Raw genomic sequence first — 13,169 nt, forward strand, 5'->3', positions numbered from 1 at the left:
GTTTTCGGCCCTCGGCGCTCCCGGTGTGCGATTGCGGCGCGACTGAGGCGAACGTTGCGACGCCGAAAGGGTTTAATATGGACGATACTGTATGCTCTCACAACTATGGCGACTCGCAGCACGCTCGCCACTTTTGCCCCGCTGCGAGCCGCTGGCATCCGACGACGACGACCGGCCCTTTAGGGCCACACTCATCATATCCTTCGGGACACGTCGAAATTGCTAATCTCCAGTTTTCTTGGGTATAGGTATCTCTATCCTTTAATTTCACAGAACAAATGCAAAGAATTTATTTAGCTATCCCTGCCACAGACGAGTATACATGAAAAAAGTCGCACTCGCATTCTCGGGCGGACTCGACACGACAATCTGCGTCCCGATCCTCAAAGAGGAGTACGGATACGACGAAGTCATCGGCGTCACCGTCGACGTCGGTCAACCTGAAGAGGAGTTCGACGAGGCCTACGAGACCGCAGAGGCACTCGGACTCGAACACTACGTCATCGACGCGAAAGAGGAGTTCGCTCAGCTCTGTCTCGACTCCGTAACGGCGAACGCGGACTATCAGGGCTATCCGCTCGGAACCGCACTCGCACGCCCGGTCATCGCGAACGCGATTCTCGACCTCGCACTCGACGAAGACTGCGACGGCATCGCACACGGTTGTACGGGCAAAGGTAACGACCAACTCCGCTTCGAGGCAGTCTGGCGCGCCTCGGACCTCGAAGTCATCGCCCCCGTCCGCGAGATGGGCATGACCCGCGAGTGGGAGATCGAGTACGCCGCCGAGAAGGACCTCCCAGTGCAGGGCGGCAACGAAGGTGTCTGGTCTATCGACACGAACCTCTGGAGCCGTTCCATCGAGGGTGGTAACCTCGAAGACCCCAGCTACGTCCCGCCGGAAGACATCTACGAGTGGACCGACCAGCCCTCGGGCGAGACGGAACTCGTCGAGATTACGTTCGAAGACGGCTACCCCGTCGCCATCGACGGCGAAGAGATGGAGGCGCTCGAACTCATCTCGTACCTCAACGAGAAGGCAGGCGCGTACGGCGTCGGCCGCACGGACATGATGGAAGACCGCATGCTCGGCCTGAAGGTGCGCGAGAACTACGAGCACCCCGCGGCGACGACGCTCCTCAACGCGCACGAGGCGCTCGAAGGCCTCGTCCTCACGAAAGAAGAGCGTGACTTCAAGGCCACCGTCGACAACGAGTGGTCCCAGAAGGCCTACGAAGGCCTCATCGACGCCCCGCTCGTGGGCGCGCTGAACGCCTTCCTTGAGAAGACCCAAGAGCGCGTCACGGGCACCGTGACCATCAAGTTCGAGGGCGGGCAGGCCCGCGCAGTTGGCCGCGAGTCCGAGTACGCCGCCTACTCCGAGTCCGCCGCCTCCTTCAACACGGAGACGGTCGACGGCATCGAGCAGGCAGACGCCACGGGCGTCGCCAAGTACCACGGCTTCCAGGCGCGTCTCGCCAACCAGAGCACGAAGACGAAAGAGAAGCCCGAACTGGCCGCAGACGGCGGCAGCGAATAAGATGACAGGCGAGGACGGCGACTCCGAGGGCGTCATTCGCCGGGACCGCTTCAGCGGCGGCCCCGCCCGCGGGTTCATGTCGAGCCTCGCGGCCGACGAACGCATCTTCGAGGCCGACCTCGCCGTCGACCGGGCACACGTGGTGATGCTCGACGCACAGGACATCGTCGAGTCCGACGTCGCGGGCGACATCTTAGCCGCGCTGGACGACGTCGAGGCCGCCGGTCACGACGCACTCTCTGGCGGCGAGGACGTCCACGAAGCAATCGAAGCGGCCGTCATCGACATCGTCGGCCCCGACGGCGGAAAGATGCACACCGCACGCTCGCGCAACGACGAAGTGGCGACCTGTATTCGCTATCGCCTGCGCGAAGACGTTCTCGGCGCACTCGACGCCGCCCTCGCCCTGCGCGAGTCGCTCGTCGAGACGGCCGCAGAACACACCGAGACGGTGATGCCCGGATACACACACCTGCAACCCGCCCAACCGACGACGGTCGCACACTTCTTACTCTCGTACGAACGGGCAGTCGCCCGCGACTGCGCTCGCCTCATGTGCGCGTACGAGCGTATCAATCAGTCACCCCTCGGGTCGGCCGCGTTCGCCGGGACGCCCTTCGACGTGAACCGCGAACTCGTCGCCGACCTGCTCGGATTCGACAGCGTGATGGAGAACTCGATGGACGCCTCTGCGACCCGCGACTTCCTCGCAGAGACGCTCGGGGCGCTGGCGACCCACGCCATCACGCTCTCGGGACTCGCCGAGGACCTCGTCGTCTTCTCGAACAAAGGGTTGGTCGAACTCTCGGACGACTACTCTTCGACCTCCTCCATCATGCCCCAGAAGAAGAACCCCGACACGATGGAACTCGTCCGCGCCGTCGCGGGCGACGCCGTCGGGGAACTCACCGGGTTGTTGACGACGCTGAAGGGACTCCCGCGTGCGTACAACCGCGACTTACAACGCGCGCACAAGCACGCCTTCCGTGCCGTCGACGACGTCTCCGAAGCGGCCGCAGTCGCCGCCGGTGCAGTCGCCTCGGCGACGTGGCCCGAAGACGAACTCGCCGCCGCCGCTGGCGACGGCTTTTCCACGGCGACAGGCGTCGCAGACCTGCTCGCGATGGCGGGCCTGCCGTTCCGTACCGCCCACGAAGTGGTCGCCGAGGCCGCCGCGCAGTCCTCGGGAACGCCCGACGTGGCAACACTTGACGCCGTCGCTACGGACGTATTAGGGGAGTCTCTCTTTACGCACGTGACAGAGGCGGCCGTCGAAGCGGCGCTCGACCCGACCGAGAGCGTCGCGAGTCGCGATTCCGTCGGTGGGCCCGCGCCCGCCGCCGTCGAATCGACACTCTCGACGGCCCGTGACGAACTCTCGGCGGACTATGCTGCCGTCGCAGATGCCCGCGACACGCTCGCGGCCGCTGCCGAGGAACTCGACGAAGAGGTCTCCAGTTATGTTTGAACGAGCAACCCCTGCCGCCGGTCTGCCGCGACGACCGCGAGCGGTTGCTCCGCGACGACCACGACGACCGGTTTCGGTTCCGCGACGACCGCGAACCGAACCGCGACCACGACCACGCCCGACGGCGGGGACGGCCCGACCGGTTCCGCGACCGGTTCCGTCCCCGGTGTCGGGTGAGGGTGGCAACCGAGCTCGACACGTCGTTCGACCGGCCGCCAAGGCTGGCCGATTCGTCCGATAACGTCCGAGAGAGACTTCTTTACGCTGTTTTTTGCTACGTAATTTTCGACGGATTTAATACCATCCGTGGTCCAGCCATGGATGTAATGAGCGACACCATCACTGCAGAAGACCCACTGAGCGGAGAAGAAATCGAGCTGCCGGCCGACGTCGAAGTCGGTGAGATTATCGACAGCCCTGCCACGGGCGCGGAGCTCGAAGTCGTCTCGCTCGACCCCGTTATTTTGGAAGAAGCACCTGAACTCGAAGAGGACTGGGGAGAGTAAGCGTGCAGGTTGGACTGCTCTACTCCCGGATTCGCCGCGACGAGAAGTTGCTCCTCAACGAGCTTCGTGAGCGCGGACACGAGGTGACGAAGATAGACGTTCGGAAAGAGCAGTTCGACCTCACGGAGCCGCCAGCGGCGTTCGACGGCCTCGACATCGTCGTCGACCGCTGTCTGGCGACGAGCAGGAGCCTCTACATCACGCGCTTCCTGCAGTCGTACGGCATCCCGGTCGTCAACTCCCACGAGACGGCAGACGTCTGCGCCGACAAGGCGAAGAACAGTCTCGCGCTCGCAGACGCCGGCGTCCCCACGCCGAACACGAAAGTCGCCTTCACCGTCGAATCGGCGATGGAAATCGTCGAAGAGTTCGGCTACCCGTGCGTCCTCAAGCCCGTCGTCGGGTCGTGGGGGCGCCTGATGGCCAAAATCGACTCCGAGGCGGCCGCCGAGGCCATCTTAGAACACAAGGCGACGCTCGGAAACTACGAGCACAAGGTGTTCTACATCCAGGAGTTCGTCGAGAAACCCGGCCGCGACATCCGCGTGCTCGCCGTCGACGGCGAACCCATCGCCGCGATGACGCGCAGTTCGGACCACTGGCTGACGAACGCCGCGAAAGGCGCGAACGCCGAGGCGTTCGAACTCGACGCCCGCGCGAAAGAACTCGTGAAGCAAGCGTCCGACGCAGTCGGCGGCGGCCTGCTCGGCGTGGACCTCATGGAGACGGGAGATGACTATACGGTCCACGAGGTCAACCACACCGTCGAGTTCAAGGCGCTCAACGACGCCGTGGACGTGGACGTTCCCGCGAAAGTCGTCGATTGGCTGGAGGCGAAAGTCGACAGCGAAAAGACACTCGCGGAGGTTTCGGCGTGAGCGAGGTACTCACAGCGGGCGTCGTCGGCGGGTCCGGATTCACCGGCGGCGAACTGCTTCGCTTGCTCGATGGCCACCCGAACTTCGACATCGAACAGGCCACGAGTCGCTCCTACGAGCGCAAGACCGTCGGCCACGTCCACCCGAACCTTCGTCACCTCGACCTGCGTTTTACCTCTCCTGAGGACCTCGAATCCGTGGACGTCCTCTTTACGGCGACGCCCCACGGCGTCTCGATGGAACACATCGACGCGTTTCAGGAGGCCGCAGATACGGTCGTCGACCTCTCGGCCGACTTCCGTCTCTCCGAAGAAGCACAGTACGACCAGTGGTACGACGGGCACGTCTGCCCCGAGTATCTCGAGAAGTCGGAGTACGCGCTCCCCGAACTCAATCGGGAAAATCTGCCCGGCGCGGACCTCATCGCGGCGGGTGGATGTAACGCGACGGCGACGATTCTCGGTCTCAAACCCCTCTTCGACGCCGACATCCTCTCGGGCGACGAGCAGGTCGTCGTCGACGTGAAAGTCGGGTCGTCGGAGGGCGGCGCGGGCGCGAGTAAGGCGTCCTCACACGCCGAGCGCTCCGGTATCGTCCGCCCCTACGCGCCGACCGGTCACCGCCACGAGGCGGAAATCGAGGAGTATCTCGGCCTCTCTGTCTCCTTTACCGTCCACGCGGTGGACATGGTCCGCGGTGCGGCGGCGACCTGTCACGTCTTCCCCGACGGACCAGTGTCGAAAGGCGACATGTGGAAGGCCTTCCGTGGCTCGTACGGCGACGAACCCTTCATGCGTACCGTCGCGGGCGGCGGTGGCGTCTACCGCTACCCCGAACCGAAGTCGGTCGCAGGAACGAACTTCGGCGAGGTCGGCTTCGAAATCGACCCCACGAACCGCCGACTGGTCGTCTTCTCGGCCATCGACAACATGATGAAAGGCTCGGCCGGGCAGGCGGTCCACGCCGCCAACATCGCCCTCGACCTGGAGGAGACGGCCGGCCTCGACTTCACCGGCTTCCACCCGATTGGCTCTCCCTAAACCACCGTCCCCGAACACACCATTTCCAGACTATCGACCATACCCAGACTGACCACCGTACCACACTGACTATGACAGGATACACACGCGAGGAACTACTCGCGGCACACGAACAGCTCGTCGACAACGACGCGAATCTCATCGCAGATGGTGGCAAAGAACCACCAGTCGTCGTCAAAATCGGCGGCGCGAAAGCTGTCGACCCCGAGGGTGCCGTCGCAGACGTCGCACACCTCGTCGCCAACGGAACCGACGTCGTCGTCGTCCACGGCGGGTCGACCGCCGTCGACGAGACGCTCGAAGAACTCGGCGAGGAACCGACCTACGTCGAGTCACCCTCTGGTATCACCGGCCGTTTCACCGACGAGCGCACCATGGAGGTGTTCTCGATGGTGATGCCGGGCAAACTCAACACCGACCTCACGGCGCTGTTCCGCGAGGCTGGCGTCGATGCGCTCGGCCTCTCCGGCGTCGACGGTGGTCTCCTCACCGGCCCGCGCAAGTCGGCAGTTCGCGTCGTCGAGAACGGCAAGAAGAAGATAAAACGCGGCGACCACTCCGGGAAGATTACCTCGGTGAACGCGTCGCTCCTCGAAACCCTTCTCGACGGTGGCTACACGCCAATTGTCACCGTCCCGATGCTCGCCGACGACGGCGTCCCTGTCAACGCCGACGCCGACCGTGCCGCCGCGGCAGTCGCGGGCGCACTCGGCGCGAAACTCGTCGTCCTCACCGACGTGAAGGGCGTCTACGCCGACCCCGACGACGAGTCGACGCTCATCGAGACGGCCGACACGCCCGACGAGTTCGACGCACTCGAAGCGGCCGCAGAAGGCTTCATGACGAAGAAAGTCATGGCCGCGAAAGAGGCGCTCGACGGCGGGGCCGCAGAGGTCATCGTCTCGGACGCGAACCTGAACGACCCCATCGTGACGGCGCTCAACGGCGGCGGCACGCACGTGACGCCCGGCGCGCTGGTCGAAGCGGAGGAGGCAAAATGACTTCTGTCTCACGCTCCGCGCGCGACAACGTCACAGCGTTCACCGGAGGTGAGCCACTGTGACTGGTGGCTTCGTCTTCTCCGAGAAACCCATCACCATCGAATCCGGTGAGGGACCGTATCTCTACTCGGACGACGGAACCGAGTATCTCGACTTCGGCGCGAGTTACGCCGTCGCGGCGCTCGGCCACTCACACCCCGCGGTTACCTCCGCGATTCAAGAACAGGCCGCGAAGCTGACCTACGTGCAGGCGTCGTATCCCGTCGAGGTTCGCACCGAGTTGTACGAAAAGCTCGCGGCGCTCGCGCCCGGCGACATCGAGAACGTCTGGCTCTGTAACTCCGGCACCGAAGCGAACGAAGCGGCGATGAAGTTCGCGCGGTCGGCGACCGGTCGCCAGAAGATTATCGCTACGAAGCGCGCGTTCCACGGCCGTACCCTCGGTTCGCTCGCGCTCACGTGGAAACAGAAGTACAAGAAACCGTACGAACCAGTCGCTGGCGGCGTGGAGTTCGTCACCTACGGCGACGAGGAGGAGTTGGCCGAGGCTATCGACGACGAGACGGCCGCCGTCTTCCTCGAACCGATTCAGGGCGAAGGTGGCATCAACCCCGCCACCGCCGAGTATCTCCAGACCGCGCGCGACCTGACCGAAGACGCGGGCGCGGCGCTCGTCTTCGACGAGATTCAGACCGGTATCGGTCGCACTGGGTCACTCTGGGCGTGCGAGAACGTCGGCGTCGTCCCCGACATCCTCACGAGCGCGAAAGGCATCGCCAACGGCCTGCCCCTCGGTGCGACGCTCTGTTCCGACTGGATTGCCGACGGTGCGGCCTCTCACGGGTCGACGTTCTCCGGCGGCCCAGTGGTCTGTGCGGCGGCCAACGCCACCCTCGACACCATCGTCGAACAGGACATCCCCGGACACGCTGCTGAGATTGGCGACTATCTCACGAGCGAACTCGAAGCAGCAGTCGAAACGCACGACCTGCCAGTCCGCGAGGTTCGCGGTGACGGCCTGATGATTGGCGTCGAGGTCAAGCGCGGTGCGAATCGGACGCTGAAGCACCTCGCACTGTCCGAGCAACTGCTCGCACTTCCGGCGGGTCGGACCGTCGTTCGGTTCCTCCCGCCGCTCGTCATCGACGAGGAACACGCGGACCGCGCGGTGGATGCGATGACGAACGTGTTGTCATGAACGCTGGAACCGAACACGACGGCTACTCGGAGACGGACGCCGACCTCATCGCCGGAAGCGACTGGCCCGAAGCGCGTCGCCTCCTCTACGATATGGTCTCGACGCCCTCGGTGTCGGGTGAGGAGACGAACGCCGCCGAAGTGCTGAAAGCGTTCTTCGAAGCCCACGACCGCGAGGTGTGGATAGACGACGTCGGCAACGTCAGGGCACCTGCCGACGACTCGGTGTTGCTCACGTCGCACATCGACACCGTCCCCGGACACATCCCCGTCAGAGTCGAAGACGGCGTCCTCTGGGGTCGCGGGAGCGTCGACGCGACCGGGCCGCTCTGTTCGATGGCCGCAGCAGCAATCGAGACGGGCGTCTCGTTCGTCGGCGTCGTCGGCGAGGAAACCTCTTCGCGCGGCGCGTGGCACCTCGTCGAGGACCGCGACGAACCCGACGCCGTCGTCAACGGCGAACCCTCTGGTTGGGACGGCGTCACCCTCGGCTACCGCGGGTTCCTCGACGGGACCTACGTCTCGACCAGTGAGTTGGGCCACTCCTCGCGTCCCGAAGACAACGCCATCCAGTCGGCCGTCGCGTGGTGGTCACGCGTCGCCGACTTCTTCGACGAAGAGTACGACGGCGTCTTCGACACGGTGACGACCAAGCCCGTCAACTTCGACGGCGGCCCCTCCGACGACGGACTCGCCGTCGAGGCGACGGTGGACGTGCAGTTCCGCGTCCCGCCGCGTCTCACTATCGACGACGTGCGCGAAGTCGCCGAAGGCGAACTCACTCGTGGCAGCGTCCACTGGAACAAGCCCATCCCGCCGGTGATGATGAGTCCGCGCACAGAAGTCGCGCGGGCGTTCCGCGTCGCCATCCGCGGTGCGGGCGCGAAACCTCGGTTACTTCGCAAGACCGGAACCAGCGACATGAACATCTTCGCCGGGACGTGGGACTGCCCGATGGCGACCTACGGCCCCGGCGACTCGGACCTCGACCACGCACCCGACGAACGCCTCGAACTCACCGAGTTCGACAGCTCAATCGACGTCCTGGTCGACGTCTGCGAGACGCTCGCCGAGGACTGAGAGACAGAACGAACAGGAGACACGACACACGACACAATGCTCGAAACGACACACTTCACCGACATCGACGACATCAGCGCATCGGAGTTAGACCGCGTCCTCACCCGCGCCGCCGACCTCAAATCCGGCGCCGACGAGACGCGACTGTCCCGAGCGACGCTGGCGATGCTCTTCGAGAAACCGAGTACGCGGACGCGTGTCTCCTTCGAGACGGGTATGACACAGTTGGGCGGCCACGCCCTGTTCCTCGGCCCCGAAGACATCCAACTCGGCCACGGCGAACCGCTCTCAGACACGGCCCGAGTGCTCGGCCGCTACGGCGACGCCATCATGGTTCGCCTGTTCGAACACGCCGACCTGCTGGAAATCGCCGAACACTCCGACGCTCCGGTCATCAACGGCCTGACCGACGACGCCCACCCCTGCCAGACGCTCGCCGACCTGCTCACCATCCAGGAACACGTCGGCCCGTTCGACGAGGTACAGGCGGCGTGGGTCGGCGACGGCAACAACGTCGGCCAGTCGTTCGTCAAAGGCTGTGCGATGGCCGGCGTCGACCTGACGGTTGCGACGCCCGAAGGCTACGCGATGGACGACGAGGTCATCGCGCAGGCCGCCGAACTCGGCCAGGCACCGACAGTGACGACTGACCCCCACGAAGCAATCGACGGGGCCGACGTCGTCTACACCGACGTCTGGATATCGATGGGCCAAGAGAGCCAGCGTCACGAGAAACTCCAGGCGTTCGAAGGGTTCCAACTCAACGAGAGCCTGCTCGAAGGCAGCGACGCGAAGGTGATGCACTGTCTGCCCGCCCACCGCGGCGAAGAGATTACCGGCGACGTGCTCGAAGGCGACCGGTCTATCGTCTGGGACCAAGCGGAGAACCGCCTGCACGCCCAGAAAGGTCTCATCGTCGAGTTACTCGAAAACTGAGGCCGAACGTCCGCGTTCGGGCTACACTTCTGCGCCGGTTCCACCTTCCGCCTCGGTCGGGGCCGCAGACGGAATGAGACCGAGTTGCCGCATCGTTCCGTAGTAGTCGAAAGCGTCCCACTGTTCTGCGATTTTGTCACCCTCGAATCGGTAGATGCTGATACCGCTCGAGCGCCAGTGGTTCCCCGTCGGTTCCGTGGTGAGGTACGACGGCGCCTCGTTCGTCCCTTCGAGCGTGTACCGAACGGCGACTCGGTCGCCGGCAGCGAACATATCGTCGATGGTAAATTCGAGGTCCGGGGCCCCGTCGAGGGCCGCCTGAACGATTCCTTTGAAACCTTCGAGGTCGTGGTCACCCATCGGGTCGTGCATGGCGTAGTCCTCGGTCGCCATTTCGTCGAAGGCCGCCGGGTCGCGGTTGTTCCACATCTTCTCTTCGACGTGTCTAATCGTCGCCTTCATCTCGGGTGTTGGAATTGGCTCCATCTCGGTTCACCAAGTGCTAGAACCACGCGAAATAACATAGAATATTTGTCACGTTCTGTGGTTATTCACGACGGGCAGACAGTTTCGTCGAAAAAGACGGGCCGTCCGGTCGATGTCCTTACAGAGTGCGTTCGAGCGTCGGGTACACGAGTCCGAGGACGGCACCGAAGACGAGGTGGCCGACGAGACTCGTCGTGTTGATATTCGGGAGTGGCGGGTTCGCTGGCGACCCGACGGCACCGAGCCAGACGGGCATGACGAGGACGGCGAGGGCGACCCAGAGGACGACACCGTAGGCGACGCCGACGCCGACCGATTTGATCGTCGAGTCGAGGGTGACGACGCCCGCGAGAGCGGCGAAGCCGACACCGAGTATCGCACCGTGGGCGACGTGAATCGTGAATCCAGCGGCACCGCCCGTGAGCGCGTACATCGACGGGATGGCGACTTCGAGGACGGGTCGCATCTGGACCACCATCAGCGCCCCCATGACGACGGCGGCGAGGGCACCGGCGACGACGCCTGCTTGCCACGATTGGGTTGTTGTCGACTCGATTCGTGCGGAGACTGTTTCTGACGCCATGTCTCTGCGGACATCGGCAACCCAAATAATGGTCTCTCGGGCGGGTGTGACTGCCGCATAGCGGGGATACGATTATATCAGAAGACTCGCGTCTGGCGAAACGGTCCACGCTCGCGCCTCGAATCAGACCGGGGTATCCCTCCGAGACTTTTAATCAGATGGCGGCCGAGAACCGTTCGTGGCCCACGCCAACGACGCAAGCGACGACAGCGACTCGGAGAGAGCGTGGCGCTTCTTCCCGTACGACGACCCCTACCCGAACCAGGAGGCGGCGATGTCGGGCATCGCCGACGCCCTCGACGACGAACGCAACGTCCTCCTCGAAGGCGCGACGGGGACGGGAAAGACGATTTCGGCGCTCGTGCCGGCGCTCGAATACGCCCGCGAGCACGACAAGACGGTGGTCATCACGACCAACGTCCACCAGCAGATGCGGCAGTTCATCGAAGACGCACGGGCGATTACCCGCCGCGAACCCATCCGAGCGGTGGTGTTCCGTGGGAAGTCCTCGATGTGCCACATCGAAGTTGGGTTCCAAGAGTGCCAGACCCTCCGCGATACGACGCGAAGCATCGTCGAAAAGGAGTCCGACAAGGCGGAACTCTCGGAACAGGCCGAGACGCTCCTCGACCGGATGCGCGACGGCGAGTCCGGCGCAGGGGAGGCCCGAACCGCCGTCACGAACGAACTCGACACCATCGACGACGAGTTAGACCAGTTGAAAGAGGGCAACTACTGCGAACACTACTACAACAACCTCACGCAGAACACCGACGACTTCTTCCAGTGGTTGTTCGACGACGTGCGGACGCCCGACGAAATCTTCGAACACGCCGGCCGGCAGAAGCTCTGTGGCTACGAACTGCTGAAAGAGGGGATGGAAGGCGTCGACCTCGTGGTCTGTAACTACCACCACCTGCTCGACCCGATGATTCGCGAGCAGTTCTTCCGCTGGTTAGACCGCGACGCCGACGACATCATCACCGTCTTCGACGAGGCGCACAACATCGAGGGGGCGGCCCGTGACCACGCGAGTCGCGCCCTCACCGAGAACACCCTCGAGAGTGCGATGAACGAGTTAGAAGAGGTCGACGACTCACGGGCAGAGAGCGCCCGCAACGTCGTCGGGACGTTTCTCGACGCCCTCCGAGAGAGCTACGACGAGGCGTTCGGGTTCGGTGAGCGCGAGCAGGTGGGCGAGAACTGGTACGACCTCTCTATCGCCAGTCAGGGCCGCCGCGACGACCTGACGATGCAGTTCCTCCGGTCGTACGAAGGCCGAGGTATCGACGTGGAAGCCGAACTCGCACTCCAGTTGGGCAAACGCCTCGACGAACAGTACGAAGACGAGTACAAGAACGGCGACGCGACGACGCGAAAGGAGTGTCAAACCCTGCAGGCGGCCGGATTCATCGCCGACTGGATGGAGATGGGTGACGAACTCGGTCGGCACCCGATGCTGTCGGTGCGGCGTGACGGCGGCACCGAAGAGATATACGGCCGTGCCGAACTCTACACTTGCATCCCCCGCGACGTCACCCGCGAGTTGTTCGAGGAAGTCCACGCGAGCATCCTGATGTCGGCGACGTTGCGGCCGTTCGACGTGACAGAAGAGACGCTCGGCCTCGAAAAGCCGGTGACGATGGCCTACGGCCTCGAATATCCCGAGCAGAACCGCCGGACGTTCGCCGTCTCGCTCCCGGCACTGTTCTCTTCCGAACGCGACGACCCAGCGACACAGGAGACCATCGAGCAGTTGCTCGTGGACGCAGCACGCTTCACACCGGGCAACACGCTCGTGTTCTTCCCGTCGTACGCCGAGGCCGAACGCTACCACGAACGACTGCGAGGCAACCCCGCGGCCGACTTCGACTTCTTCTTGGACGAACCGGGTGTCCGGGCCGAAGAAGCACGACAGGAGTTCGTCGGCAAGGACAACGCAGTGCTCCTCACGTCGCTGTGGGGGACGCTCGCCGAGGGCGTGAGTTTCGACGGCGACGACGCACGAACCGTCGTCGTCGTGGGCGTCCCGTACCCACACCTCTCGGAGCGCCTCGAAGCAGTCCAAGACGCGTACGACCGCATCTACCGCGGCAAGAAGGAGGCAGGATGGCGCTACGCCGTCGAGATTCCGACCATCCGCAAGACCAGACAGGCGCTCGGCCGGGTCATTCGCTCGCCCGACGACTTCGGGGTGCGCATCCTCGCGGACAAACGCTACACGCGTGAGAGTTCGTCGATGGGGAAGTACGGCGTTCGCGGGTCGTTCCCCGTCGAAGAGCGGGCCGAGATGGTCGATATCTCACCGACGAAACTCAAGTTCGCGATGCTGAACTTCTACAACGACCACGACGCCTACGACGGCGACCCACCGCGCCCGTAATCGTCGCCACGAGGCGTCTTCCCTCCGACTCACCTCGCCGAGAGATTCTTCCCTCTCCGAACCAACACATA

Annotated in this window: 12 protein-coding genes; 10 read left to right on the plus strand and 2 right to left on the minus strand. The window is 64.0% G+C overall.

The annotated features are described in order from the left end of the window. Positions 1-322 precede the first annotated feature (322 nt). The 9 genes from GJR99_RS09050 to argF all read left to right on the plus strand — a co-directional run bounded on the left by GJR99_RS09050 (position 323) and on the right by argF (position 9,646). On the plus strand, positions 323-1,540 hold the full coding sequence (locus GJR99_RS09050) for an argininosuccinate synthase (RefSeq protein WP_151111367.1): 1,218 nt from the start codon (positions 323-325) through the stop codon (positions 1,538-1,540). 1 nt (position 1,541) lies between these two features. Then, a complete protein-coding gene (gene argH / locus GJR99_RS09055) occupies positions 1,542-3,008 on the plus strand; it encodes an argininosuccinate lyase (protein WP_151111369.1) in 1,467 nt (488 codons plus the stop codon). A 326-nt stretch (positions 3,009-3,334) separates the two neighbouring features. Next, a complete protein-coding gene (gene lysW / locus GJR99_RS09060) occupies positions 3,335-3,514 on the plus strand; it encodes a lysine biosynthesis protein LysW (protein WP_151113920.1) in 180 nt (59 codons plus the stop codon). Between the two features lie 2 nt (positions 3,515-3,516). Further along, the gene (gene lysX, locus GJR99_RS09065) at positions 3,517-4,392 is read left to right on the plus strand and encodes a lysine biosynthesis protein LysX (RefSeq protein ID WP_151111371.1); all 876 of its coding nucleotides are present in this window, start codon (positions 3,517-3,519) and stop codon (positions 4,390-4,392) included. Further along, positions 4,389-5,432, plus strand: coding sequence for an N-acetyl-gamma-glutamyl-phosphate reductase (gene argC, locus GJR99_RS09070; RefSeq protein WP_151111373.1), 1,044 nt, complete (start codon positions 4,389-4,391; stop codon positions 5,430-5,432). The genes lysX and argC overlap by 4 nt, the downstream gene beginning before the upstream one ends. A 71-nt stretch (positions 5,433-5,503) precedes the next feature. Continuing rightward, a complete protein-coding gene (locus tag GJR99_RS09075) occupies positions 5,504-6,433 on the plus strand; it encodes an acetylglutamate/acetylaminoadipate kinase (protein ID WP_151111375.1) in 930 nt (309 codons plus the stop codon). Positions 6,434-6,491: 58 nt separating this feature from the next. Then, positions 6,492-7,631: an aspartate aminotransferase family protein gene (locus GJR99_RS09080; protein ID WP_151111377.1), complete on the plus strand. Its 1,140-nt coding sequence runs from the start codon at positions 6,492-6,494 to the stop codon at positions 7,629-7,631. Continuing rightward, positions 7,628-8,710: a [LysW]-lysine hydrolase gene (locus GJR99_RS09085; protein WP_151111379.1), complete on the plus strand. Its 1,083-nt coding sequence runs from the start codon at positions 7,628-7,630 to the stop codon at positions 8,708-8,710. Before GJR99_RS09080 ends, GJR99_RS09085 begins: the two co-directional genes overlap by 4 nt. A gap of 36 nt (positions 8,711-8,746) precedes the next feature. Next, positions 8,747-9,646: an ornithine carbamoyltransferase gene (gene argF / locus GJR99_RS09090; RefSeq protein ID WP_151111381.1), complete on the plus strand. Its 900-nt coding sequence runs from the start codon at positions 8,747-8,749 to the stop codon at positions 9,644-9,646. Between the two features lie 21 nt (positions 9,647-9,667). Here argF and GJR99_RS09095 read toward each other — a convergent pair whose 3' ends face one another. Both GJR99_RS09095 and GJR99_RS09100 read right to left on the minus strand, forming a co-directional pair. Continuing rightward, positions 9,668-10,132 carry an ester cyclase gene (locus GJR99_RS09095; protein ID WP_151111383.1) on the minus strand — a complete coding sequence of 155 codons (465 nt, stop codon included), beginning with the start codon at positions 10,130-10,132 and terminating at the stop codon, positions 9,668-9,670. 118 nt (positions 10,133-10,250) lie between these two features. Then, positions 10,251-10,715 carry a histidine kinase gene (locus GJR99_RS09100; protein ID WP_151111385.1) on the minus strand — a complete coding sequence of 155 codons (465 nt, stop codon included), beginning with the start codon at positions 10,713-10,715 and terminating at the stop codon, positions 10,251-10,253. A 178-nt stretch (positions 10,716-10,893) separates the two neighbouring features. Here GJR99_RS09100 and GJR99_RS09105 point away from each other — a divergent pair, with 178 nt between their 5' ends. Further along, a complete protein-coding gene (locus GJR99_RS09105) occupies positions 10,894-13,098 on the plus strand; it encodes an ATP-dependent DNA helicase (RefSeq protein WP_151111387.1) in 2,205 nt (734 codons plus the stop codon). Positions 13,099-13,169 lie beyond the last annotated feature (71 nt).

It is taken from the genome of Haloferax marinum (genome assembly GCF_009674625.1).
Lineage (GTDB): Archaea > Halobacteriota > Halobacteria > Halobacteriales > Haloferacaceae > Haloferax > Haloferax marinum.